Genomic DNA, 24,989 nt, shown 5'->3' on the forward strand with positions numbered 1-24,989 from the left:
AGACGTGGGGGGAGGGTGGGGGGGGAGGGCGCGCCAGGGAGCACCGGCCGCGGTGACGTCACGTGGCGGGCGGCCGGTGGTACGGCTGGTGGGGTCAGGCGACGAGTTCTCCGGCCTGGAGCTGCCAGAGGGATGCGTAGAGTCCGTGCAGGGCGAGGAGTTCGTCGTGGGTGCCCTGCTCGGCCACGACGCCGCCCGTGTCCATGACGTAGATCCGGTCGGCGTGGCGGACCGTGGAGAGCCGGTGGGCGATGATCACCATCGTCCGGTCGGCCGCGAAGACACGGAGCGTGCGCTGGATGGCGGCCTCGGTCTCGTTGTCCACGGCGGAGGTGGCTTCGTCGAGGATCACCACCGGCGCGTCCTTGAGGATCGCGCGCGCCAGCGCGATCCGCTGCCGCTGGCCGCCCGAGAGGGCTGCGCCGCGTTCGCCGATCACCGTGTCGTAGCCGTCCGGCAGCATCGCGACGAAGGTGTGGGCCTCGGCCATCCCGGCCGCCTCGGCCACGGCCTCGTCCGAGGCGCCGAAGCTGCCGTAGCGGATGTTGTCGGCGATGGTGCCGTCGAAGAGGAAGGGGTCCTGCGCGACGAACCCGATCGCGTGGCGCAGGTCCTGCCTCGGCAGGTCGCGGACATCCCGCCCGTCGAGCAGCACGCTGCCCGACTCCGTTTCCAGGAAGCGCATCAGCAGCTTGGCGACGGTCGTCTTGCCGGAGCCGGTGCAACCGACGAGGGCGGTGACCTGCCCGGCGGGAATGGCCAGCGAGAGCCCCTCCAGCACCGGCGGCCGGTCGGGATAGGCGAAGGTCACGTCGTCGAGGACGATCTCGCCGCGCACCTTCCGGGCGTCGAGCGCTCCGCCGTCGCCGTCGGCCTCGAGGGGGAGGGCTTGCAGCCGCCGGACCCGGTCGTAGGCGACAAGCGTGCGCTGGTACTGGTCGACGATGCCGCCGAGCCGGTTCATCCGCAGCAACACCATCTGGGGCAGCCCGATGAGCGGGCTGAACACCTCGAACGGCAGGCTGCCGTTGAGTACCGACCGGCCGCCGATCAGCAGGGTTCCGGCCATCGAACCGGTCGTGCAGACCCGGACGATCTCGGCGTGGCGGATCGTGCTCCGGTCGGTCCGCCGACTGCTGTCCTGGACCTCCCCGCTCAGCCGGTCGATGCGCTCGGCCTCGTAATCCTCGGTGCAGAAGCTCTTGACGGTGGCACCGGCGTCCAGCGTGTTCACCAGCTGGCTGTGCAGCTTGGCCCGGTGCTCGCCGGAGACTGCGTAGTCGGCCGCGACTTTGTCCTGGTAGTGGAACGACAGCCAGGCGATGACCGGGATGGGCAGGAACGCGATCCAGGCGATCTGTGGCGCCAGCAACAGGAACAGTGGCACCAGGAGGGCCAGGCTGGTGCCAAGGTGCAGCAGGTCGCCCGCCGAGGTGGCGAAGAAGGTGCCCAGCTGACGGACGTCGTCGGTGAGCGCGCCGGCGATCCGGGTGGTCCGCTCGCCTTCCAGGTGCCGTAGTTCGAGGTGCTGCACGTGGGCGTACGTCCGGTTGCGCCAGTCGTGCTCGATGTCCTGGCCGAGTCGGCGCCACTGGAGGTTCGAGGCGTACGAGAGGCCCGCCACGGCGGCACAGGCGGCGGCCATCAGCCCAGCCAGACCGAAGAGTTGGGCGGACGCGGTGGTCAGGCCGAGGCGAGCCAGTGGAGCTGCCTCACCCTTGATGAGGACCAGTCCGGTCCAGCCGAGGAAGGTACCGAGCGCCATCTCCGAGACCTGGCAGGCGACGGACAGGGCAACGGCCCCGTAGAGACGGTGTCGGTGCGGTCCGACGATCTCCAGCAGGGGATGACGTTCGACGCCGGGCCCGGCCGCTTCCTGGGGCGCGTCGACCGTTCCGCGCCAGGCCTTCCGGAGGACGGCCGTGGTCAACGCGGCCACCCCGCCCACTGCCACCAGTTGCCTGCTCAGCGCCGACCCCTTGATCAGCGCGATCCCGGCCGCGACCCCGCCGCCGACGGCAAGCACCGGTCGCACGACCAGGCCGCGGTCCACCTGCGGGGCCGGTGCGGCGACGGGCCGGGCCGGTGTCGGGCGTCCCGCTCCGGTCGGATCCTCCGCGACCAGGGTGACGGCTCTGCGGACGATCCGGCCGACGTCCGTGGCGCGCAGCCGTGCATCGTGCCGGACGAGCACCCCACCGGTGACCGGGTTGGCCCGGGCCTCGGTGATCCCGGGAATGCGGCGCAGCGCGGCAGCGAGGAACTCGGCCGTCCGTGGCCGTCCGAGCACCAGCTTGACGTCCCAACGCTGACGGCCCGGAGTGACCGAGCGCGGGTTCACGTCCCATTCCGCGGACCGGAATCCGGCTGCGGCACCCAGTAGCGATGACATGCGTACAATCACCTGTTTGCGGAGGTCACGGGTAATCCGTCAACGGGCGCGACGAAATTCGGCGCACGGCGGATTCACTGCGACGGAGCGGAAAGTCCGAGAGGGAGGAAGAGGCGCGGCCGAAAGGCCCACGGCCGACCGCCGCGAGGACCCGTCTTCCGAGGTCGGCAGGAAGACGCGCCCAGGCGGCGGGCGGGCATCAGGGCGTCACTACGCCTTCGCGACACCGGCGGTCGCGCGGATCTTCGGAGCCCTGGCCTCGTCCTTCTCGGCGTTCGAGGCTGCACCCTCGGTAGGCCGTTGGTCGTCGCCGGAGGCGATCTGCGCCGCCACCATCTCGGCAGCCACCTCGACCGCGAGGTCGTGGATGTTCTCTCCGGCCTCTTGGGCCGCTTTCTTCACCTCCATGACAAGACCGACGGACGTCGTGACGACACCGCGCATCAGTGGCTTGAGGACACGCTTGGCCAGTGGCGCGACGATGAGACCGATCAGGAACGGCGGAACGACGGGCGGCATGATGCTCCAACTTCTCTGCGCAGATGTATGACAGGGGACCCAGAGCATTGCGTACTCCGGAACACACACAGTGGGGAAGGCGGAAGCACCCATTTCCGGAATTCTCGATATCCCGTGCCGGACTCCCCGCCGGGTTGAATTCCTTGTCGATGAGGTAAACCGTCCGCTCGTCGATCACCGTAGCCCAGTCATGACTGTCGAGACCAAACGGTCTCGGCGGGTTTCACTCATGCGAGTGCCATCCCTGTTCTGACCGCTACGAATTGCAGTAGGCGAACTCGCCGAGCGAAGTGCTTTTCTAATTTACCTATTACCGGTGATCTGCTTCATGGTGACTTCCGAGTTCGCGCGCCACCCTCCGGCGCCGGGCGGGAAATGACAACGCGACTCCTCCCAGCACCGCTTCGCGGGAGGCCCGCACGTCCCGGACCCGGCACTCACCGCGGTCCGGCCGCCGCCGTACGCGCCCGGCCTGAACCCGGTCGAGGCCGCCGTCCGGTCACTCGCTCGCAGAGCAATGACCCGCACTGCCTCCGGCACACCCGACGGCCTCGACCGCACACTCCGCCGCGCGTTACGCAGGATCCAGCTCCGGCCCCACCTGTCGGCGGTTGCCTCACCGCCATCGCCCTGCCCCTCGACTCACCTCGCCGAGCCCGCCCTGAAAAGCTCAGTGACCGGAGAGACTTCCCGCGCACGCGTCCTGAGTCACGTCGCAGGTCCGACCGTTCACGGACGAGTGAACTCCCGGCCGGCCACTGGCGCACCGGCTGCCGCGAACGCCAGCATGATCGGCATGGCCACCACGTACCCCCGAGCTGAGCGGGCCGCCCAGGCCCGGGCGGCCGAAGCCCAGCTCGCCGCCGACGGAATCGACGGGGTGGTGTTCGGCTGGGTCGACAACGTCGGGCTGACCCGGGTGAAGTCCGTCCCTCTCGCCCAGCTCGAACACGCCGCCGAGTACGGCGTCGGCGCCGTACCCTGCTTCGACGTCGCCCTGGTCGACGACTCCATCACCACTGCGCCTTCGAGTACCGGCCCGGTGGGCGACCTGCGGCTCGTCCCCGACCTCGACCGGCTCACGCCGCTCGCCGCCCAGCCCGGCTGGGCCTGGGCCCCGGCCGACCGCTACACCCAGGACGGCACTCCGCACCCCGGCTGCCAGCGCCGATTCGTCCGCCAGGTCACCGAGGCCGTCGAGCGGCGCGGGCTATCGGTGCGAGCCGGGATCGAGGTCGAGTGGGTGGTGGCCGACCCGTCCGAGGCACCCGCGACGGTCGGGCCCGCGTACGGGATGACCCGTTTCATCGAGCACTCCGACTACCTGCGGGAGGTACTGCGCGCCCTCACCGCCCAGGGGTTGGCCGTACTCCAGCTCCACCCCGAGTACGCCGCCGGGCAGTTCGAGGTCTCGGTCGCCGCCGAGGGGCCGGTCGAGGCGGCCGACACCACGATGCTGGTGCGCCACACCATCCGGGCCGTCTCCGCCCGGCACGGCCTGCGGGTCTCGTACGCGCCCGTCTTCACCGAGGGCTCGATCGGCAACGGCGGCCACCTGCATCTCAGCCTCTGGCGAGAGGGCCGGAACCTCGGGCACGGCGGCCCCGGCCGCCACGGGCTGCACCCCGACGCCGAGCAGTTCTTCGCGGGCGTACTGGCCGAGCTGCCCGCCCTGCTCACCCTCGGCGCGCCCAGCGTCGCCTCCTACCTGCGGCTGGTCCCCTCCCGCTTTGCCGGGGCCTACCGCTGCTGGGGTCTGGAGAACCGTGAGGCGGCGCTGCGCCTGATCACCGGCTCCGCCGCCGGGCAGGCCAATGCCGAGTTCAAGTGCTTCGACGCCGCCGCCAACCCGTACCTGGAGATCGGCGGCGTGCTGGCCGCCGGACTCGCCGGCCTGGACGCCGGCCTGCCCCTCCCGCCCGAGACCCCGAGCGACCCCGCCTCCCTCGGCGCGGCCGAGCGCCTCCCGGCGAGCCTGCCGGAGGCGATCGACGCCTACGAGAAGTCCGCACTGCTGCGGCAGGCCCTCGGTCCCGAGTTGTACGAGGCCGTGCTGGCCGTCCGGCGGGCGGAGGCGGAGCTGTTCGCGATGCACACGGATGCGGACGTCATCGAGGCCGTCCGCTGGCGCTACTGACGAGCACAGGCTCTGCTCCTCCGGCTCCCCGCCCATGAGTTGGTCGAAGGTCTGCTGGTCGCCGTCAAGCTTCACGGAGCTCAGCAGGATGCGGCCCCGGAAGGCGCGGAGCAGATTCTTGACCGCGCCCGTGCCTGTGGCCGAAGCGGTCGCAGGCACGGCGTCGTCCGAGGTGAGGGGAGCGGGCCAGGCGCCGTTGCCGTCGAGCGCCACGCCTGCCGACATAGGCTGTGGGGGGACCTGCGCGAGCTTGGGCATCGTACGTGTGCACCAGAACCCGGTACCGGGCAACACACCAGGCGTTCTGCGGCGGCAGCCCCGCACCCACCACACCTGGCGCCCACGCTCCGGACCGCGTGAGCGGCGGTCGCTCCACATGGCGAAGTTCATTTCGTACGACCCTCGCCACGTTCCTGCCCGAGGCGACTGCCGGCCACCTCGGTGTGTGGATCCTTGTCGCGCGTGCCGGTCCCACCGAGAGGGGAGTCAGCTCCTTCGAGGCACCACGTCTCACCGTCCCGGCAGGGTGGTCGAGCAGGTCCTCGGCGAGGGCGGCCGTGGCCTCGGATGGAGTGCCGACGGTGGCGAGGGCGCCGGAGATGGTCGCGGTGGCGTCGGCGGTACTGCTGCCGAGACCGGCGATTGCCCCGGCATTTTGATCAGTTGTGCTGCTGCGGCCGGCCTGTCCGGGCAGGACGAACGCGTTCGCGACTCGGCAAGTGTCCAAAAACCCGGGTGGCGTACTGGAATCCGAGGACGAAGAGCAGTGCCTTGACGGTCAGTCGAGAGCGGCGGAACTCGTCGGATACGGAGGACATCCGCATCAGCCCACTTCGGCTCTGGGAGAGGATCCGAGAGTCGAACCGGTAACAGGGGGTGCCAGCGGCTTCGCCATGTAGACCGCCTCGGCACCGTAGCTCGCGGGCAGCCCGATCTCGGGCCGGGCACGGTAACCCAGCCGGGACCACAGCGCCTCGGAGCCGCGCACGGCGACCAGAGAAAGGGTCCGGTAGCGGGCCGCCCGCCCGGTCTCCTCCAGATGCCGCTGCATCCGGCGGGCCAGGCCCCGGCCGCGCGCCCGCTCGACGATCGCCAGGTCGTGGGTGTGCAGGTTGCTTCCCCCGTTGCTCTCCTGTGCCGCGCCTTCCTCGGCCAGGCTCAGGTCCGGGCAGCGGGACAGCGGGTACGGCAATGCGAGCAGATAGCCTCCGAAGCCACCCGCGTGCTCCAGTACGAAGCAGGTCGAGGGCGAGGCGCGGTGCCGGGAGCGGAGCGCCTCCCGCCCTTCGGACAGGCCGCTCGCGGCGTAGGCGCGTTCCTCCAGCGCGACCACCTCGTCCCAGTCCTCCTCCCGAAACAGCCGGATCCTGGTGTCGGTCATGCGCCTCCTCCGTCCGGAGCCGGGCCTCCGACGCAGGTGTACGGCAGCGGCGCGAAGCCGTTGAACCCCCGGGTGGCGTAGGCGGCGGCGTACGCGCCGCAGGAGTGGACCCACACCGGGTCGCCGGAGGTGATCGCGCGCGGGACCCGTACCAGGCCGTCCTCCTGGGCGTACGCGTCGTCGTTGTCGCAGGTCGGGCCGGCCACCATGGCGTCGACGAACTGCCCGCCGGAATGGGTGGGGAACTCCAGGCGGTACTGCAACTGGTCCATCTCGTAGAGGCCGTTGAACTTGCCGCAGCTCAGGTAGAGCCAGTCCTCGCGGGTGCCGTCGAGCCGATGCCGGGAAGAGAGCCGGGCGACGTGAGCGCGGATCGCTCCGTGATCGGCGACCAGGTGGCGACCGGGCTCCAGCAGGAAGTCCAGCGGGGCGGCGTTGACGGCACGCAGCCGTTCCATGCCCTCGCGGATCACCACGAACATCTTGTCCAGCGGCGGTTCCAACGGCCGGCCGCGCCGGTCGAGGACGCCGAGGGCGGGCAGTCCGCCGCCGAGGTTGATCCGGTCCGGGGTGATGCCGCGCCGGCTGAGCGCCTCCAGGACCGCCGCCAGCGAGTCGACCGCCGCAACCCAGGCCTCGGCGGTCATCTGCTGGGAGCCGACGTGCACCGACAGGCCGGAGGGCACCAACCCGGCGCTCCGGGCGGTGCCGAGCACCCGCAGGGCGTCCTCGGGCGAGCAGCCGAACTTGCGGCTGAGGCCCCACAGCGCGCCCTCGCCGGTGGTCGCCAGTCGGCAGAACACCCGGGATCCGGGGGCGTGTTCGGCGATCGCGCCGACGTCCTCCAGGCAGTCGGTGGCGTAGTCGCGTACACCCAGCCGGTAGGCCTCGGCGATGTTGCGGTCGGACTTGACGGTGTTGCCGTAGTGGATCAGCCCGGGGGCCGCCCCGGTGCGCAGCGCCTGGGCGATCTCCTGCGGGCTCGCCGCGTCGAAGCCGGAGCCGAACCGGGCGAGGTGGCCGAGCACCTCGTCCACCGGGCAGGCCTTCATCGCGAACCGGACGGCGACGCCGGGCAGTTCGGCGCACAGGGCGGTGTACTGGCGGCCGATGCCGTCCAGGTCGTAGATGATGGTGTCCTCGATGGCGGCGGCGAGCGCGGCACGCAGGGCGGGGTGGTCGTGCTGGTCGGGGAGGGACGCGGTGGATGCGTGGACGGTGGCCGGCATGGTTGGGGCGCGATGGCCGGTTCTGCCATGGTCGGCCGTCCGACGCGGTTCGGCGATCTGGCGCACGTCGGTGGTCTGAGGTTTCACGTGTCAACTCCCGGTCCGACTGGAGGAATGATGCCAAGGGCCTGCCGGCCCGCATGAGATGAAGCGAGGGAGTCCGAAGGTCGGCTGTGACGCCTGACCTGGACTCCCTCCACGCCGCACTCTATGCACTTCTGCGGCCTGCACCTTCACCTGCTGTGCACCCTGCGCGGCCTGCCCGCCACCTTCGCTGACCGGCGTAAAGGCCGACGATCATGTCTGTCTCCCAGCGCGGCCAGCCCTTGTCCGGCCTGCCGCTCACTGGCGCATTACGCCACCGCGTCATCGGTACAGCGCTCGAACCGGGCGGTGGGGAACGCCCGGTCCAACCAGGCATCGAACGCGTAGCGCGCGAACATGTTTGCCGGTACTGGCGAGACAGCGGACCGTTGAGGAGTCCCCCGGTCCCGCTCCCGCAAGGTGCCGCCGGGCAGTCGCAGCGCGCCTTGAGTCACAGCTCGGCATACCACCCGAACGGCGTCGGTGTGAGCCTCCACGGCCTTGACGATCAGGTACCCCCGGATGCTGCGGGCTCGTCGGCCCCTCGACCTGCTCGGCGAACGTCGTCGCCGGACACAGCGGATCGAGCCACCTCAACCGCGCACCACGAGTTCGGCCCCCGCCGGGACTCCTTCGACGCGCGCGTCAGCGAGCCGGCGTGCACACCGGCCGTGCACACGCCACGACACCACTCCGCATCCAGCGAATCCATCGGTGTGGACTCAGCAGGTCATGACCGTCCGCAGTCGGCCGTGGCGCTCGTCGAACTGCCCGGTCAGAACCTCGATCAGCGTCGGCCCCCTACCAGCCGGGCCCCACTCGATACACCGAAGGGTCCAAACACCCTGGGCAGTTTGATCTGCGTACCTGAAGAAAAGGGACGAACGCGGCCCGGAAAATGCCCCGTTCGGCGACCTTGGCCGGCCGGACCGCATCCAGCTTGTCGGTGTCGGGCCGACCGGGGACGTTCTTCACCTCGGGTGCGTGTCCCCGTTGGGTGAGGTTAGCGGGGTCGCCCGTGTCCGGTGTGATGCCCGTCTCGTTGCGATAGCTGGTTGATCAGCTGGCGAGGGAGGTGGGTCGGATGAGCTTTGAGCAGGAGCCGGCCCGTATCTCGACGGCGCGCGAAGTCGTCGGTGAACTGCCGCGAATCGAGCCGGTGCCGGTATCCCCTACCGGCTCCACCGCCATGGTCCCCGGCCCCGCGCCGGGGTGGACATCCGCCGGACCCCCAGGCTCTGGAACATCTGCTTGCGGTACTGGCCTGGTATGCCGGTCCGGTGTGTTGTCGGCAGGTGGTGGAGGGGCTTGGTCCGAAGGTGGTGCCCCGCCGGATGGAAGTGATCCGACACCGTTCGAAGAAGGCCGTTGCGGCGAAGCTGACGGTGCGGACTCCGGGCGGGTTGTTCACCGTGACGCGTGGCACGGTCGCGGCGAGCGGGTGAACGTGCGGCAAGAGGACGGTGTTCTCCTCGTCGGCCGGGCTGATCTGCCTGACCACGCAAGAAAGAAGACCTGGTGGCACCTTATGTGTCCGGGCTCCGCCGATGCCTTCACGAGGACTACGTCACGTTCGCGGGGCGGGTGCTGGTGCTGGTGCAGGACCGGCTCGATATCCGTGCCGCCGCCGGGATGTGACGGCGCGGACGGGCGGGCGCGCACGCGCACGGAGCGTGGGCACGTGCGGCAGTTGGCCACCACCGTCGAACGCGTGGACATCTCTCGGGTCGCGTACCGCTCGCCGGCGCCGAACCTGCACGTACCCGGCAACTCGTAACGACGCCGCCGAGCTGCTGGTGCTCACCTGTGACGCCACCGGCGTGAACATGATCCCGTCCGGGTCGAGGAACACCACCCGCGCCACCGCCGAGACCCACGCGGCGGCCGGCCTTCCCTGAGCGTCTCGATCTCTGTCCATGAGGAGCGTCTTGCGTGCCTTGGCCCGCAGACGTCTCCGAACGATGTTTCGCCCCGACAACTGGAAGGTGCCATGAGCGCGCGTCGTCTGCTACCGAACGATGAGTCCCTTGACCTCATCAGGCTGGTCCGGAAGCTGGCGGCCGATGAACTCGCGTCGCGAGCGGATGCCGATGAGGCGAACGAGGCATTCCCTCGTGACGTGTTCAGGCTCCTCGGACGCGTCGGCCTGCTCGGTTTGCCGTACTCCGAGGCGTACGGCGGCAGCGGCCTGTCCTACGAGGTGTACCTGCAGGTTGTCGAAGAGATCGCGTCCGTGTGGGCTTCGGTCGGCGTAGGTGTCTCCGTGCACGTGCTGTCGTGTTTCGGCCTGGCGACGATGGGCACCGAGGAGCAGAAGCAGGAGTGGCTGCCCGCGATGCTCGGTGGCGAGTTGCTGGGTGCCTACTGCCTCTCGGAGCCGCACGCCGGCTCGGACCCGGCCGCGCTGCGGACCCGGGCCCGTCTGGACGGCGATCACTACGTCCTGAACGGTGTGAAAGCCTGGACGACCCACGGTGGCCACGCGGACTACTACAAGGTCATGGCCCGCACCTCGGAGGACCGCACGGGTATCTCGTGCTTCATGATCCCCGCTGACACCGAGGGCCTCACCGCTGATGTTCCCGAACGGAAGATGGGCCTGACCGGGTCCACGACGGCGACCATGGTCCTCCGGGACGTCCGTGTCCCGGTCGAGCGGCGTATCGGTGCCGAGGGCGGCGGCCTGCGTATCGCTCTCGCGAGCCTGGATTCCGGCCGTCTCGGTATCGCGGCCGTCGCGGTCGGTCTCGCCCAGGGCGCTCTCGACCACGCGATCGCCTATGCACGCGATCGGGAGACGTTCGGATCACGCATCATCGACCACCAGGGAGTCGCGTTCCTGCTCGCCGACATGGAGGCCGCGGTCTTTTCAGCGCGTACTGCGACCCTCCACGCCGCCCGGTTGAAGGACGCGGGACTGCCGTTCAGCCGTGAGGCGTCGGTCGCGAAGCTCGTCGCGACCGACAACGCGATGCGTGTCACCACTGATGCGGTGCAGGTTCTCGGCGGGGTCGGCTACACGCGCGAGTTCCCGGTCGAACGGTACATGCGTGAGGCCAAGTTGACTCAGATCTTCGAAGGCACGAACCAGATTCAGCGCATGGTCATCGGGCGGTCGCTCGCCAAGTCCAACCATGGTGACCTCACCCTGGCCCCTTGAGACTTGGCTCTGAAACTGATCGGAAAATCGACCTCGAACGGCGAAGGGGTGGACGAGGCCGTCACCGCCGGGTCAGCGGCCGCAGGCCGGGGCACAAGCACCGGCTGAGCAGGACCCGGCATTGACGATCCAGAGACCAAGGTGACCTGGTGGCCGCGGTGAGCGTCAGCGTCGCAACAGCCCGCTCCGCGACATCCGTCGCCGACGCACGCGAGAGCGCCCGGGAGACTGATGTCTTGGACCCCCTGTGGGGTCGCATCACCCATGTCGCCGTCAACCCCGAGCACTGGCCGGTCATCCCGCACAAGGTGCCCGTCCGCGGTCATGCCGTGAAGGTCGGCTGGTTCGCTCCGGAGATCGACCCGCACAAGCTTCTTCTGTTGTCCTACGGCACCGGCCGCTGGAACCTGCTGGTGATCCCGCCCGAGACCGGCCCGGAAGCAGCCGCACGTCTGATGGCTGCGGCTTCCGCGTACGGCGGCCCGCCACTGACCGCGAGCTCGCTCATCACCGCCGACCGGGCCCTGCACGACGTTTCCGTGCCCACCCAGATGCAGGATGCGGAGAGGGCAGGGGAGTCCGAGGGCGGCGCCTCGCAGTTCACTGCGGCTGTCCCGAGGCAGGCCAGCCGACTGATCATCGGTACGTGAGATGCGCGTCGGCAAAACAGCTGCCTCCTGACCCTGCTCCAGGCCACTGCCGTCACCGACCGCTGGGGCACCACTCACTACGGCCACCCGTCCGGACTCCTCACAGCCCCGGCAACCGCAGTCGCAGCCCTGGCCCACTTCGACGGTGCCGCCATGGCCGCACCGCTCGGCGGATACCCACACCTATTCACCGTGCTCGCGCTCGTCGCCGCCGCACTCACCGCCGCTGCGACAGCAACACCGCAGCGACAGACGAGTAACGGCAGGCACGGCAGGCATGCTCAGTCCCCCGGCTCACACACCGAGCGGTGACTGTCCCGCAGCTACTGCGGCGTCCACGGATCGACGGTCTTCACTGGCCGCCCTACCTCCGACAGCACGAACCCTGCAGGCCGTTTCCCGTACGGGCAGTTCCTCCCGCACCGCGGTCGGCGCACGATCCAAGGCACCCTGATCGGCCGCCGCCACTCCGCCACCCACCACGGCGGAGCAGCCCCTTCCGATTCCCTGCGTCCTGCCGGCGTCCCGAATTCGGCACCCAGCCGCTCAGAGAGGCCCCCTGCAGCCATGTTCCCGGCTGCGAGACAAGGCATCCGTGCAGGTCCGAACAGTTCGAACCGGCGCCGCCGGCCACGCAGTTGAACTCATGAGCAGCGTATTCAGTCCGTTGATGCAAAGTCCTGAATCCGAACGTCCGATGAGACGTTTCCGCAGGCCACAGATCTCCGTGGCGGGTCGGGTGGGACTCGAACCCACGGCCGACGGATGATGAGTCCGCTGCTCTGCTCTGCTCTGCTCTGCTCTGCTCTGCTCTACGCCGAATTCCGCTCCCCCAGCACATCCCGGTCGCTGCCGTACGGCCGCCCGTGACCGGATCAGGAGTGCCCTTGCTGCACGCACCGATCCTTCCCGATCAACCAATGACGCGTGTCCACGATTCAAGATCCGGGCCATTTCCGGGCAAAGTCGCCACCCGACGTCCACTGCAGTCCCGTTTCCGCAGGTCAGGGCATGCGCCTTGCGTGCACCACCATGAGACGAAGAACCTGCTGGTGAGCTACTCACCGAAGAAGCTGGGGTTCTTCTAGAGATCTTTAATGGCTGGGGTTACGGCGCCCATCAGACCGTCACAGGCGACCACGATCACCACCCGGTGGCCGTCCGCAGCGGCGCTGGCCAGGACGCCGCCGGTCATCATGACCTCGTCATCGGGGTGGGCGTGAAAGGCGAGGAGGGTTGCCATGGCGGACATCATGGCACCCGCGCCGCATCGGTTCCGTGGGCAGCGTGCGCGTGCTCGGTCACGGCAGAAAGACGGGACGCACGAACCAGGCCCCCCTTGGCAGCACTCAGCCGAATCACGTCACTGATCCACAAGATTTGACAATTTCTCTGTCGGCGTCTTTACGGCCCGGGAGAGGATTCAGATCACTTCGACCCGGCCCGGTGCTCCTGCCTCCGCCAGCTCGTGCACTCGGTACAGCACGCTGATGCGGTCGCTGGTGCCCGGTGCCAGCTGCGTCAGAAGGCGGCGTAACCGTGGCCGGCGCACCGCCGATCACAGTGGTCCTCCCCGACGACCAGGAGGTCACCGGCCTCCTCCTCTGCCGCCAACAGACGCCGGAGGGCTGGCTCTACAAGGTCTCGGCCCCGGCCTGGATGAACACCGACGGCCAGGCCGAGCCCGCCTGGTTTCCGGGTGGAGTTGCGTAAGACTGTCGACAGCGCTCTCCTGGAAATAACGGTATACGCAAAGGCAAACCGAGCCGGACTCGACCGTGTGCCAGTCTCGGCAACCCGCCAGGAGCACCCGAGCCCACCAGGCAGAGGCCCAAATGCCCAGCCCGGGACCGGGAGTTCGAGCAGCCAAAGCAAGACGAGCATGGAAGCTATGAGGGCGCGTCTTCACGGACTTCGCCCTCTTCCCCTACCGGGGCCCTGCACAGCACTCTCGCCGCAAGGACGATCATGTTCAGGACCGCTCGGGGACGCGTTCCCCGCATCGCCGCTGAATCTTGCCTGGTAGTAGCACTTGCCCTTTCAACAGGCGTCACATCCGCTGCAGCTGAGGCGCAGACGTCAACGAACGTTCAGGCGTCGCCCCGGGAACTCAACCTATCCCCGCCGAATCTGGAACAGACGCAGAAGACGAACGTCGTGATGCCCTCGCTCGGAGCATCGGTCACCGAAGGCACCGTCACTAGATGGCTCAAGCAGGTCGGCGAGAAGGTTGAGGCTGGCGAGCCACTAGTCGAGGTTTCCACTGACAAGGTGGATACAGAGATCGAGGCGCCTGTCTCCGGCGTTGTCCAACAGATCATCGTTGGTGAGGACGAGACTGCCAAGGTCGGCGCCACGCTCGCCGTGCTGACCTCGGAACAGACGCAGAAGACGAACGTCGTGATGCCCTCGCTCGGAGCATCGGTCACCGAAGGCACCGTCACTAGATGGCTCAAGCAGGTCGGCGAGAAGGTTGAGGCTGGCGAGCCACTAGTCGAGGTTTCCACTGACAAGGTGGATACAGAGATCGAGGCGCCTGTCTCCGGCGTTGTCCAACAGATCATCGTTGGTGAGGACGAGACTGCCAAGGTCGGCGCCACGCTCGCCGTCATCGGTCCCCCGGACAGCTCTCCTCAGTAGGGTCGTGGACTGGCGCGGTGGCTGACGCTCCGTTCCAGTCCCCGCCGCTTCAAGTGAAGTAGGCCGCCGACGAGGTGCCCGTGGCTCGGGTCCTTTTCCGACGGCCCCTTCCCGAACCGGACAGGCGGCTTTCACCGCATCCGGCTCGAGGGCAGGCTGGTCGGCCTGGCCGTGGACGGCAAGACGGTGCGCGGATCCCGCACCGACGGCGCGGCCGTCCACCTGCTCGCCGCCGCGCTCCACGCCTGCCAGACCGTGATCGCCCAGCGCCAGGTCGCTGCGAAGAGTAACGAAATCCCCCGCCTTCACCCCACTGCTGGACCGGATCGACCTGCGCGGCGTCGTCGTCACCGCCGATGCGATGTACACCCAGCGCGCCCACGCCGAGCACGTCATCACCGCCGGCGGCCACTACCTCCTGGTGGTCAAGGGGAACCAGAAGAAGCTGCGCAAGCAACTGCGGCGCCTGCCCTGGCGCCACATCCCGCTGCAGGCCCGCACCACCAGTGCCGGGCACGGCCGCCGCGAGGTCCGCTGCCTGAAGGCCTGCACCGTCCGTCCCGGCCTGCTCTTCCCACACGCCGTCCAGGCCATGGAGGTCAAGCGCCGCCGCACCCACCGCAAGACCGGCAAGGGCGAGACGAAGACCGTCTACGCGGTCACCAGCCTTCCGGCCGAACAGGCCGGCCCGGCGCAACTCGCCGAACTCGTGCAGAATCACTGGTCAGTTGATGCCCTGCACCACGTCAGAGACGTGACGTTCGGCGAGGACGCCTCGCGATTACGCACCGGCACCGCACCCCGCGCCATGGCCACCCTGCGCAACCTTGCCATCGGACTCATGCGCCAAGCAGGCTGGACCACATCGCCGCCGCAGCCGATCACTACCGGTCATGCCCCGCACGCGACAGCCATGCTCCGACTCACAGCCTGAGAACGCATCGCCCCTGGGGTTACGGCGGTTGGAAGTCGAGGCCGGTCTTGGCGATGAGGCCGTCGATGAGTCCGGGTCGGTACTGCATCCGTTTGAGCCGGGTCTTCACCAGCGCGGTGAGCTGGTCGAGGTTGTGTTTGGAGGTTGACCAGTGACCTCTTCAGGTGCGACCAGACACCCTCGACCGGGTTGAACTCGGGTGCGTACGGCGGCAGCTGGTAGACGGTCAGCCATAATCGGGCGGCGGTCAGCTCGCCCATGCTGTGGCTGACGTGCGTGTTCAAATTGTCCCAGACCAGGATGATCGGGCCGCCGAGCTGTTGATGTGCGGCATCCAGCAGGCGGGCGTAGTCGGTTTCGGTGAAGCCCTTGCGCCGGCCCTTGGCGGGGCCGCGGTCGAGGTGGATGCGGTAGATGAGCCGTGATGTGCGGCCGGCTTTGATGCAGATCAGCGCGGCCATCGAGACGCGTTTAGTGCCTTGGGCGGTAACCCGCACCACCGGGGTGTGTCCACGACGTCCCAAGTGCGGCCCTTGGGCGGCCTCAGCCCCTGACCTGCCTCGTCCTCGAAGCAGAGCCAGGCACCCAGGTCCGCCGCCCTCTTTTTATGACGGGCCACTGCTCGTCCTTCCAGGCGGCGATCTTCGCCTCGTTGCGCTCGGAGGCTTTGCGGGTCGGGATCTGCACGCTCCAGCCGATCCGATGCAGCAGCAGGTCCAGCCCGGCCAGCGTGTACTCGACCCTGAACCGGTGGCGGACGATCTCGGCGATCCGGGCGAGAGTCCAGCACTGGTCGCTCCAGCCGCATGCAGCCGGACCGGCTTCCAACGCCACCTGCAGGACGCGCAGTTGTTCCGCATCAAGCTTGCAGCGGGCGCCACCAGGGCCCTTGGAGACCAGGGCCTGCCGACCGCCCGACGCCAGTGCCCGCCGCCAACGGTTCGACGACATCCGCGTAACCCGGAACCGCCGGGCCACCTCTCCGTCACTGGCCCCAGCCTCAATCAAGTCAGCGGCCGTAAGACGGACTTGCTCACGCCGAGCCCGCTCCTCCGCCGTCAGCCCACCGCCATCGGGATACCTCATACCCTCCGGCATAGCGCAGCCGACCACAGCCGTCACGACCCCACGTAACCCGCACCATTAAAGATCTGTAGAGACAGAAGAAGGGCGCCTGAACAGGTACTTCACCTGTCAGGTGCCCTTCCTGGCCCACGTCTGGGCCGCGGAGTGAGATACAAGGTTCCTCCTGATATCTCCCACTTCTATCCCACCCCTGACCAGCTGTTCCGGGGCATTTCCGGGCCAAGGCGCGGTTCACACGTCCTGCGGTGGGACATCGGGCCCCTCCCCCCGTCGCATCGAGTCCTCTATCAAGGTGTTGGCATGATTCCGCGCCTCGGCCAGGAACTTGGCGTAGTAGCGGAAGAGGACCTGGATACCCTGTCCGGCCCGGCGCGCGCACTCCGCAGGATCGACACCCGAGGCAAGCCAGAACGAGATTCCTGCGTGGCGCAGGTCGTAGGGGCGCTTCGCCAACTCAAGGGCGTGCTCGTCAAGGGTGAGCGCGGCCTCACGCGCCCGTCTCCAGGTGATGCTGTACGCGGAATGATCGATGCAGTTTCCCGCAGCATTACGGAACAGGCGTCCGTCATGTGCGACACCGAAACTCTCTATGTGCTCGCGGAGCATATGGACAAGCACCGGTGGGACAGGAACAGGCCGCGTCGCCTTGGCTGCACGTCGCTTCAGTGAGTGGATCTCGTGGACGGCGCCGTCATTGGTCCACTCCTTACCTGCCCGTCACGACTCCTCCCTTGAGGTTGAGGAGCCCCCACCCACTCGCCGACAAGCGACACTGGGACTTCTGCAAGTGGATGACCTCAGCCGGGCGCATGGCGGCGTAGCACATGCAGCCGAAGAATGCGTACAGGTGTGGGCCGCGACCGGGTAGCGCCCTAGTACTGCAACGGTGCTTGTTCTGATTGCTGGGCAGCTTTCAGGGGCTGTGTCCGCGTCGTTTGTAGTGACTGAGGCGGGCCTGGTGTTGGCGTCGACGGCGCCATGTCGACCAGTGCAGGATGTGATCGATCGCGGTGGGCCGGCGGTCGGTGAGGCGGGTGATCAGTCGTCGGATCTCGGCGAGGCTGAGGTGGATGAGCTGGGAGGATCCGTTTCTGCTTTGTCCGCGTCGAGTTCGCGGGCGCGCAGGACGGTCAGGCAGGCGTGGGCGGCCATGGCCAGGGTCATGTGGCGGTGCCAGCCGGGATAGCGGCGGACCTGGTAGTCGTCCCAGGCCGCATTCCTGCTTCGCCGTCTGGAAGCACTCCTCCACCGCCCATCGGCTGCCGGTAATGCGGATCAGCTCGTCCAGCGTGGCCTGGGCCGGACAGTAGGCGATGTAGTAGGAGATCTCCTCGGGCCTGCTCAGGCTGCGGCGGGCGAGAACCCAGTGCCGACGGTCCTCACGGTGCCAGGGCCTCACCTCGACGCGGGCCCAGTCATAGATCCGCCGGCCGTGGGCTCCCTCGCCGCAGGAACGGCGTTTCCACTTCTGCCGTGGCAGACCGGGGAACAGGTCGTGGACGGGGTGGTCGATGGACCAGCGGGTGACGACGGTGTCGTGCCGGGTGGTGGCCATGACGTGGAAGACGTCCGCCCGCTCCAGCTCGAACCGCCAGCCCTTGCTGAAGCCATAGGCGGCGTCCGCCGTCACCCAGCCGAACGGGATCTTCTCGGCGATGGCCCGGCCGACCATCGCCTTGGCCATTGCCACCTTCGTCTCGAAGGCGACACTGTCGTCGATGCCTGCCCGCCGGCATCGCTCGCGGTCGTCCGTCCAGGACGTGGGCAGATACAGCCGCCGGTCGATCAGCGTGCGTCCGCGGCCCGTTGCGTAGGCGAGAAAGACCCCGATCTGGGAGTTCTCCGTGCGTCCCGCGGTGCCGGAGTACTGCCGCTGGATTCCGGCCGAACGGACACCCTTCTTCAGAAAGCCGGTGTCATCGACGATCAGAACGGCCTCACGGTCCCCGAGATGTTCCACGACGTAGTCACGCACATCGTCGAGGACCTCGTCGGCGTCCCACTCGATCCGGTTCAACAGCCGGTGGATGCGATCGGGGCCGGCATGCCCGGCCTCCTCCGCCAGCGTCCAGCCGTTCTTCCGCTCCAGCGGCGCGACCAGCCCCCGCATATAGGCCAGCGCAGACTCCCGCGGCTCCGACCGGCTGAACCGGTGCACAAACCGCTCGTGCACCGCCTCGAGTTCACCCGCCCACAACCTGACATCAGCAAGGTCCCCACCCATAACCACGCCAACGAACGACCTGGCCATCAGTCACGGCAAGCACCGTTGCAGTACTAGGCCGTGATCCGTCCGGTCGTGCCGGACGGATCACGGGCCGGCGTCGTGTCGACGGGGCGACCGTCTGCCGGTGCCACGGGATCACGTGCCCGGAGGAAACGGCGCCTCGGTCCGGTACCCGGTCAGCGGACGCGGATGAAGACCACGTCGTAGGTCGAAGCCGTGGTGCGGTTCTTGATGTAGACACCGTCCGGCCCGTTGCCGTTGGGATCGCTGGTGTTGCCCTCGACGGCGGTGAAGCTGGAGCCGCCGCTCACCGTGCGCACGATGCCGATGTGCTCGTTCCCGTCGTTGAAGTTACTGCCGCCGTTCCAGTCATAGGCCACGATGTCGCCGGGCTGCGGGTCGGTCGTCACCGAGAGGTGCCGCTGGCCGGCCCGTGCCTTGTTGACCCAGCCCGAGACGTAGGTGTCGTTGAAGGTGGTGGCCCCCGTCTGCTTGGCCACCCAGCTCACGAAGGTCGCGCACCAGGCATAGCCGTTGGTGGACTTGGACATGCCCACGGCGGAGCCGTAGCTGTTCGCCCGGGCGCTGCCCTGGAGCGTGCCGACCTCGGCCGCGGCCACGTCGAGCATCTTGCTGTAGCCGCCGCCGGGCGGGGTCGTGGCCGGCGGGGTGACCACCCCGTACAGGGCCGACTTGGTGCCCGGCCCGACCCTGCCGTCGACCGTGAGGCCCTTCTCGGACTGGAAGTCCCGCACCGCGGCGTCGGTCATCGCCCCGAACTCGCCGTCCACGGCGAGGTCGGCGCCATGGTGGTTGAGCAGGCTCTGCAGCTCGGTGACACAGCCGCTCTTCTGACCCTTGACGATCTCGTTCGGGCAGGACGCCGAGGTCAGGTTGATCGGCGACGGGGCGCCGTTGCCGCCGCCACCGCTGATGTTGGCGTACAGGGCGGCCTTGGTGGCCGGGCCGACGTCGCCGTCGGGCTCCAGGCCGTGCGCGGTCTGGAACGCCTGCACGGCCACGAAGGTCTCGGCGCCGAACTGGCCGTCGACGGCCACGTGCTGCCCCTGACCGTTGAGCAGGGCCTGCAGGGTCAGGACGCAACCGCCGCTCTGGTCCTCCGTGATGGTCGCCGGGCAGGCCGCCGAGCGCAGGTCCAGAGCCGTCGACCCGGACTCGTCGGTGTTGTAGAGCTCGGCCTTGGTGCTCGGCCCGACCTGGCCGTCGGCCGTCAGGCCGTGCCCGGACTGGAAGGACTTCACCGCCGCCAGGGTGCCCGCCCCGAACTCACCGTCCGCGTCGACGCTGTAGCCGAAGTGGCGGAGCAGCCGCTGCAGTTCGGTGACGCAGCCGCTCTTGTTGCCCTGGACGACGTTCGCCGGGCACGAGGAGGACAGGAGGTTGATCGGCGCGGGCGCCGAGCCGCCGGTGGCGTAGAGCTTGACCTTGGTGCCGGGGCCCACCCGTCCGTCCACGGCGATCGCGACGGAGGCCTGGTACTCGCGGACCGCGTACAAGGTGGCGGCGCCGAAGCTGCCGTCCACCGTCAGCCCGGCGCCGTGGGCGTTGAGCAGGTTCTGCAGCTCGGTGACGCAGCCGCTCGACTGACCCTGCAGGATCTCGGTGGGACAGGAGGCGGAGGTCAGCTTGATCGCCGCCGGAGCGGCCACCGCCGGACCGGCACCGAGCAGAGTGGCCGTCGAAAGGACCGCCGCAGTAGCGAGGAAAACCCCGATCCTGTGGCGATTCCGGACATGGAATATATCGGCAGGTGAAATCACTGTGTTTCTCATGGGTACGAAATATCCTCTTCAATGGATCTACGGATTGTCGGTGGCGCCGGATTTGCCGGTCATGGAAGATTTCACACGCCAGCAGACGCCCCCTTCGGGCCGGGGTCGGTAAATCATGGCGAAGTCGGCGTTTCGTTCCGTAGTGGCGCATTTGCGAGCCGACGTCTACCGCGCTCGACAACGGAGTCGAGGCAGTCGAATATCATGATCGAATTTCCATTCCGCGCACGACGGCGACAGCCCGCCCCCATACGCACAATGCCGTGCAACATAAATGGCCGAATTTCGCTGTCTTGGAAACAGGAAAATCGGCGGCGGGCCTTGACCCCGGATTTGAACACGTCTATGCGGCTCGGGTCAGGGTAGAAGCTCGAGCGGGCGATGCCCAGGATGTCGCAGAGCCGCTTGACGCCGAACCTGCGCTAGTGGTCCTCAACGAACTGGCAGCAGTTCACCAGCGCGTCGCCGAGTGGCCGAGGGGGATTTCGCCCCTCGGCCCTCACAGAACCTTGCTCAGCAGTCTCCCGTTACATGGCTCTTGTCGTCCCGATCATCAAACCAGTACGGCGCTCACTGTTGGGGCAAGGCGCCAGTGCGCGAACATGCGAGGATATCGCCGGGCGATTTCCTGCAGCTTCACAAGTGCCTTCCATTGGCCGCGAGCCGTTTCCCCACCGCATCCAAGGCGGACCGTCCGGGCCGGTATCCGAACCGGAGTCGAAAGAACACCCCGGTTTTAATGTCATCTGATTTCGTTTCGACACGTCAGCAGCGATTCACTCTGAACCGTGTCATCACCAGGCCGCGGCGCCACCGCAGGTGTGGAGTGAGCGCCGGACCTGCGTCCGTCGGCGGCCCGGATCCAGTTCCGCAGCGTCTCGGTGTTCACTCCGAGATCAGCGGCGACCGACTTGACCGTCGCTCCAGGACGAGACCGGTACAACGCGACCGCATCCGCTTTGAACTCGGCGGGGTAGTGTGCTTCATCCCCACAGGGACTCCGTTCTCCTGGACCATCAAGATCCAAGTCTCTCCGGTGTCCGAACTCCGGGGTCAGGGCCCACGGTGCACGAGGTCGCCGCGGTGTACGAGCCGCACAAGCCGGCGTCGTACCTGTACCAACCGGCCTCGCACCTGACGACGTTCTACGACCAGTGCCACGTGCTGTCCCCCGACAACACACCGGAGGCCGTCGAGAACCGCCTGCTCCTGGTGGACCTCACGGCCCGCACCCTCCACCTGGGCATGGCCCTGCCGGGCATCCGGACCCCCGGAAAACTCTGAGCAGACAAGCAGTAGGTGGCGCGGCGACGATCGACGTACCGCGGCCCGTTCTCCTTCCGGCTTCCGGGGAGGACGGGCCGCGGTCGTGTCGGGGTACGTCAGGCGGCGAACCGCTTGAACGCCGCCCGGGTCCCGGACCCGGCGATGCCGTCGATGTCGCCGGTGTAGCCGTAGTCGCTCGCGAGAAGCCGCTGGAGCGCCTTGATCGTGTTGGTGCCGGGGTCGCCGTCGATGGCGCCGGTGTAGCCCCAATACTTCTTGAGGCAGCGCTGGAACGCCTCCCAGCTCCCGGTGCCCAGCTGCCCGTCGTTCTTGCCGGTGTAGTTCCAGTAGTCCGCCAGGAACGTCTGGACGTTCTTGGCCTCGGCGGTGGTCAGGCCGAAGTTCTCCGTCGCGAGTACGGCGGCGGGGGCGCCCACCGACGTCTTGGCGGCCGACGCGGGAGCCGCGTAGCTGGTGCCCGCGGCCGCCAGGCTCCCGGCCGCGATGCCGGCGACGGCGGTGAGGCTGACGATGGTCCTGGCCAGGACGTGCGATCGCATGTGTTCCTCTTTCGGATCGTGGGTGAGCACCTGGCCCGACGGAGGAGCAGGTGACGACTCGATAGTGCGGGGCGGTCGGCGACGGCCGCCACAGCCTCTGCCCAAGTGACGGTCACCTGGGACACATCACCCGCTGACCTGCGCGAACGCCGTCCACGGGGACGGTTCGGCGGGACGGCTGTGGCAGACGTCGTACTGCTCATGCAGAATGCGACGAAGCGGGGGACCGCTGATCATGGTCATGACCGCATCTGGGGGGAACATGCCGCGCCGCAAAGCGCTGCCCGCCGAACTGGACCCGCGTGTGAGGCAGTTGGTGACGCAGCTACGCCGGCTGAAGGATCACAGCGAGCTGAACATGCTCCAACTGGCGGCGAAGACGGGGTACAGCCAGAAGTCGTGGGAGCGGTATCTGGGCGGCAGGTCGCTCCCGCCCCGGGAAGCCGTGGAGGCGCTCGCCCGGATCGGCGGCGTCGATCCGGTCCGGCTGCTCGCGCTGCACGAGGTCGCCGCCGACACCTGGAACGGCGGCCGTGCACCCACGCCGACTCCAGCGCCTTCGCCTTCGCCGGAGGAGCCGGCGCAACCCGGGTTTCCGGTGGTGTCGGACACCTTGGCGACAAGAGCCGGACCCAAGCCTTCCCTCGGTCGTTCGCTGCGCATCGCGCTCGTGGCGGGAGCGGTCGCCCTGGTACTGGCCGTCACCTCGACCGTCCTGCTCGTCCTGCGTCTCAACGCCCACGAGAACGGACCGACGGTGACTTCCCCCGTCCCGGCCGCCGCCTCGGCGTCCGCACCGCTCGTGTACACGTGCAGGATCCAGCAGATCGACGGTCTCTGGTACGCGGGCATCAGCCGCACCCGGGACGCCGAACTCGCCTACGGCGGCGCCGGTTCCGACGTGGCCGAGGCGCAGTGCCTGCTGCGCCGGGCGGGCATCTCACCGGGCGGCATCGACGGGATGTTCGGTCCGCTGACACAGCGAGCGGTCAAGGCCATGCAGAAGCGCGCCGGTCTGGACGTGGACGGCATGGTCGGACCGCGCACCTGGCAGGCCCTGCGCGGATGACCAGGCCCGAGCCGTCACCGGAGAGTGCCAGACTGGCCGCCGGACTCAGGGAATTGAAGGACCGCACCGGCCTGAGTCTGGCGGGGCTCGCGGCGAAGACCACGTTCAGCAAGTCGTCCTGGGAGCGTTACCTCAAGGGCAGGACGCTGCCACCGCGCCCGGCGATACAGGAGCTGTGCCGCCTCGCCGGGGAACCGAACGGCCGGTGTCTGGCGCTGTGGGAGATCGCGAGGTCGGAGAACAGCGGGCCGAAGGAGCCGGCACAACCACAGCTCACCGCCCCGCCCCCGACTCCTGGTCCCACCCCTGCGCCCACGCCTACGCCTACGCCTACGCCTGAAGCATCCCCGTCCTCCGGCCAACGGGGGGCCACGGCCGCGGCGGTCCTCGCGGCGGTTTCCGCCCTGGTGTTCGGGGCGGTCCTGCTCGGCCTTCTCCTCGTCCCCCACCGGAGCGATCCGGCACGGCCGTCGGCGTCCCCGTCCGCCACCGGCCCGAGCTGCCGGGACACCGACTGCGAGGGCAGAGATCCGGCGGTCACGAAGTGCGGCGCCGCGCCCGAGACCCTGGCCGAGCACCTCACCTCCACGGGAGCCTCGGTGCAACTGCGGTACAGCAGGGTGTGCGGGACCAGTTGGGCACGGATGTGGGGTACGCGGATCGGCGACGGGGTCGAACTGCGGGGCCGCGTCGCCCGGGTGAACAACCGTGCCGAGGCGGACACCTACGTCCACACCCCCATGACGGCGACCCGCCCGGGAACCGTAGTCCAGGCCTGCTTCCTGCCCGCGACGGGCGGCGGGAGGGAATGCTTCGAAAGCGAGGTGCACCAGCGTCCGCTGTCAGTGCCTGCCCCTACAGTCACCGATATGGCGACTCTTCCCAATCCGCTGCCCACACCGGCGACCGACCCGAGCGGCCGTTCCCTGGGGCTGCGGCTCCCGCCCGGGAGACTGATCGAGGCCTCGGCGGACGACCCGTCGGACAAGCCCCTGCTGTGACACTCCGGCAAGTCCGCCGCGCCCGGAAACTGGAGCGCGCTGGGCGGACAGGCCGCCCGGGCCGGGCTGCTGCCGGTCCTCGTGGACGTCGGTGGCAGTCAAGGCGGCCCGGCGGACTGGGAGTTGCAACCGCAGGAGACGTCCTACCCCGGTGACCACGACGCCGACGAGGTGCTCGCGGAGTTCTGGGAGGAGAACGCGGAGGACGAACTGGGCGAGGGGACCGAGCCCTTCGGACCCGACTGGCCCGGTCTGGCCCCCGCGGCGCCCGCCGGGCTGGGACGGCAGCGGCCGTCGGGAGTGACGAGCTGGAGCGGCTACGGCTACGGCTACGGCTACGGCTACGGCGGGAGAATGCCCGGCTCAAGCGGGACAACAAGGAACTGGGCATGGAGCGTGATGTGAAGTTCCCCCGGATGACGGACCCTGATAGCCACTCTCAGCCTGCATGAACAGCACGCCCGTGGATGGCGCCCTGGTGGCGGCTCATGCCAGTGGAGCCGGTGGAGGTGTCTGCGGCGGAGTCCTGCCATCCCGCGCAGAACCCTTCGCCCCAAGGAGCCGCACCCATGAACACCTGTCCGGCCAGCCCGAGGACGGCCGGATACAGTGCGCGAGACGGCAGCCCGGTCAGAGAGGGGAAGCGTGACCGACACCAGCAGCACCCGACCCGCCGACAGTGAAGCGCGAGCGCCGCGGCAGAGCCGACTGCACCGCCTGATGCGCTACATCCCCCTGATCGCCCCCGTCCTGCTCTGGGCCGTGCCCTGCTGGGTGCTCCTGTACACCGGCCAGCACTGGTCGCTGCCCGTCACACTGGCCGGCACCGCCCTGTTCGCCCTCGGCCTCGTCGGGATGCCA

At 68.6% G+C, this 24,989-nt stretch carries 14 protein-coding genes and 9 pseudogenes; 13 read left to right on the forward strand and 10 right to left on the reverse strand.

All coding sequences use genetic code 11. The features are described 5' to 3' along the window. Positions 1 to 94 precede the first annotated feature (94 nt). Together N4G66_RS36910 and N4G66_RS36915 are read right to left on the reverse strand one after the other, a co-directional pair. Positions 95 to 2,392, reverse strand: a complete 2,298-nt coding sequence (locus tag N4G66_RS36910; protein WP_261708685.1) for an ABC transporter ATP-binding protein/permease — start codon at positions 2,390 to 2,392, stop codon at positions 95 to 97. A 210-nt stretch (positions 2,393 to 2,602) separates the two neighbouring features. Further along, the gene (locus tag N4G66_RS36915; RefSeq protein ID WP_261708686.1) at positions 2,603 to 2,911 is read right to left on the reverse strand and encodes a DUF5132 domain-containing protein; all 309 of its coding nucleotides are present in this window, start codon (positions 2,909 to 2,911) and stop codon (positions 2,603 to 2,605) included. Positions 2,912 to 3,707: 796 nt separating this feature from the next. On the opposite strand from N4G66_RS36915, the gene N4G66_RS36920 reads away from it, so the two are divergent. Further along, complete coding sequence (locus N4G66_RS36920; RefSeq protein ID WP_261708687.1) at positions 3,708 to 5,048, forward strand: glutamine synthetase family protein; 1,341 nt, start codon at positions 3,708 to 3,710, stop codon at positions 5,046 to 5,048. A gap of 823 nt (positions 5,049 to 5,871) precedes the next feature. On the opposite strand, the gene N4G66_RS36925 is transcribed toward N4G66_RS36920, so the two are convergent. Together N4G66_RS36925 and N4G66_RS36930 are read right to left on the reverse strand one after the other, a co-directional pair. Continuing rightward, positions 5,872 to 6,429 (reverse strand): GNAT family N-acetyltransferase, encoded by a 558-nt coding sequence (locus tag N4G66_RS36925; RefSeq protein WP_261708688.1) that lies wholly within the window; start codon positions 6,427 to 6,429, stop codon positions 5,872 to 5,874. After that, positions 6,426 to 7,658 carry a type III PLP-dependent enzyme gene (locus tag N4G66_RS36930; RefSeq protein ID WP_261708697.1) on the reverse strand — a complete coding sequence of 411 codons (1,233 nt, stop codon included), beginning with the start codon at positions 7,656 to 7,658 and terminating at the stop codon, positions 6,426 to 6,428. Before N4G66_RS36930 ends, N4G66_RS36925 begins: the two co-directional genes overlap by 4 nt. Before the next feature lie 2,074 nt (positions 7,659 to 9,732). Between N4G66_RS36930 and N4G66_RS36935 the strand changes: the two genes are divergently transcribed. The 3 genes and pseudogenes from N4G66_RS36935 to N4G66_RS46060 all read left to right on the forward strand — a co-directional run. Further along, positions 9,733 to 10,902, forward strand: coding sequence for an acyl-CoA dehydrogenase family protein (locus N4G66_RS36935; RefSeq protein ID WP_261708689.1), 1,170 nt, complete (start codon positions 9,733 to 9,735; stop codon positions 10,900 to 10,902). A gap of 149 nt (positions 10,903 to 11,051) precedes the next feature. Beyond that, positions 11,052 to 11,552 carry a DUF5994 family protein gene (locus N4G66_RS36940; RefSeq protein ID WP_391858949.1) on the forward strand — a complete coding sequence of 167 codons (501 nt, stop codon included), beginning with the start codon at positions 11,052 to 11,054 and terminating at the stop codon, positions 11,550 to 11,552. Between the two features lie 27 nt (positions 11,553 to 11,579). After that, positions 11,580 to 11,864, forward strand: a pseudogene (locus N4G66_RS46060) (hypothetical protein); the annotation flags it as partial. Positions 11,865 to 12,666: 802 nt separating this feature from the next. On the opposite strand, the pseudogene N4G66_RS36950 reads toward N4G66_RS46060, so the two are convergent. Next, positions 12,667 to 12,795: pseudogene (locus tag N4G66_RS36950) on the reverse strand (PIG-L deacetylase family protein); the annotation flags it as partial. A gap of 296 nt (positions 12,796 to 13,091) precedes the next feature. Here N4G66_RS36950 and N4G66_RS36955 point away from each other — a divergent pair. The 3 genes and pseudogenes from N4G66_RS36955 (at position 13,092) to N4G66_RS36965 (ending at position 15,126) form a co-directional block, all read left to right on the forward strand. Beyond that, on the forward strand, positions 13,092 to 13,265 hold the full coding sequence (locus N4G66_RS36955) for a hypothetical protein (RefSeq protein ID WP_261708690.1): 174 nt from the start codon (positions 13,092 to 13,094) through the stop codon (positions 13,263 to 13,265). Positions 13,266 to 13,712: 447 nt separating this feature from the next. Beyond that, a pseudogene (locus tag N4G66_RS36960) lies at positions 13,713 to 14,186 on the forward strand (biotin/lipoyl-containing protein); the annotation flags it as partial. 337 nt (positions 14,187 to 14,523) lie between these two features. Further along, positions 14,524 to 15,126 carry an ISAs1 family transposase gene (locus tag N4G66_RS36965; protein WP_261708699.1) on the forward strand — a complete coding sequence of 201 codons (603 nt, stop codon included), beginning with the start codon at positions 14,524 to 14,526 and terminating at the stop codon, positions 15,124 to 15,126. Positions 15,127 to 15,145: 19 nt separating this feature from the next. Here the strand turns inward: N4G66_RS36965 and N4G66_RS46255 are convergent. After that, positions 15,146 to 16,212 (reverse strand): annotated as a pseudogene (locus N4G66_RS46255) (IS630 family transposase). A gap of 300 nt (positions 16,213 to 16,512) precedes the next feature. On the opposite strand from N4G66_RS46255, the gene N4G66_RS36980 reads away from it, so the two are divergent. Next, the gene (locus tag N4G66_RS36980; RefSeq protein ID WP_261708692.1) at positions 16,513 to 16,881 is read left to right on the forward strand and encodes a hypothetical protein; all 369 of its coding nucleotides are present in this window, start codon (positions 16,513 to 16,515) and stop codon (positions 16,879 to 16,881) included. Positions 16,882 to 17,250: 369 nt separating this feature from the next. On the opposite strand, the pseudogene N4G66_RS36985 reads toward N4G66_RS36980, so the two are convergent. The 3 genes and pseudogenes from N4G66_RS36985 to N4G66_RS36995 form a co-directional block, all read right to left on the reverse strand. After that, positions 17,251 to 18,436, reverse strand: a pseudogene (locus N4G66_RS36985) (IS701 family transposase). 179 nt (positions 18,437 to 18,615) lie between these two features. Continuing rightward, the gene (locus N4G66_RS36990) at positions 18,616 to 20,109 is read right to left on the reverse strand and encodes a peptidoglycan-binding protein (RefSeq protein WP_261708693.1); all 1,494 of its coding nucleotides are present in this window, start codon (positions 20,107 to 20,109) and stop codon (positions 18,616 to 18,618) included. Positions 20,110 to 20,974: 865 nt separating this feature from the next. Beyond that, the gene (locus N4G66_RS36995) at positions 20,975 to 21,259 is read right to left on the reverse strand and encodes a transposase (protein WP_261708694.1); all 285 of its coding nucleotides are present in this window, start codon (positions 21,257 to 21,259) and stop codon (positions 20,975 to 20,977) included. Positions 21,260 to 21,285: 26 nt separating this feature from the next. Here N4G66_RS36995 and N4G66_RS37000 point away from each other — a divergent pair. Next, positions 21,286 to 21,516, forward strand: a pseudogene (locus N4G66_RS37000) (DALR anticodon-binding domain-containing protein); the annotation flags it as partial. Between the two features lie 98 nt (positions 21,517 to 21,614). Here N4G66_RS37000 and N4G66_RS37005 read toward each other — a convergent pair. After that, entirely contained in the window at positions 21,615 to 22,058 is a 444-nt protein-coding gene (locus tag N4G66_RS37005) for a peptidoglycan-binding domain-containing protein (RefSeq protein ID WP_261708695.1), read from the reverse strand. A gap of 241 nt (positions 22,059 to 22,299) precedes the next feature. On the opposite strand from N4G66_RS37005, the gene N4G66_RS37010 reads away from it, so the two are divergent. The 4 genes and pseudogenes from N4G66_RS37010 to N4G66_RS37025 form a co-directional block, all read left to right on the forward strand. Continuing rightward, entirely contained in the window at positions 22,300 to 23,127 is an 828-nt protein-coding gene (locus N4G66_RS37010; RefSeq protein ID WP_261708696.1) for a peptidoglycan-binding protein, read from the forward strand. After that, positions 23,124 to 23,870: pseudogene (locus N4G66_RS37015) on the forward strand (helix-turn-helix domain-containing protein); the annotation flags it as partial. The gene N4G66_RS37010 and the pseudogene N4G66_RS37015, both read left to right, overlap by 4 nt. Before the next feature lie 126 nt (positions 23,871 to 23,996). Further along, a pseudogene (locus tag N4G66_RS37020) lies at positions 23,997 to 24,392 on the forward strand (DUF4253 domain-containing protein); the annotation flags it as partial. A gap of 381 nt (positions 24,393 to 24,773) precedes the next feature. Continuing rightward, positions 24,774 to 24,989, forward strand: a pseudogene (locus N4G66_RS37025) (metallophosphoesterase); the annotation flags it as partial.

The organism is Streptomyces rhizosphaerihabitans, assembly GCF_025399795.1.
GTDB classification, from domain to species: domain Bacteria; phylum Actinomycetota; class Actinomycetes; order Streptomycetales; family Streptomycetaceae; genus Streptomyces; species Streptomyces rhizosphaerihabitans.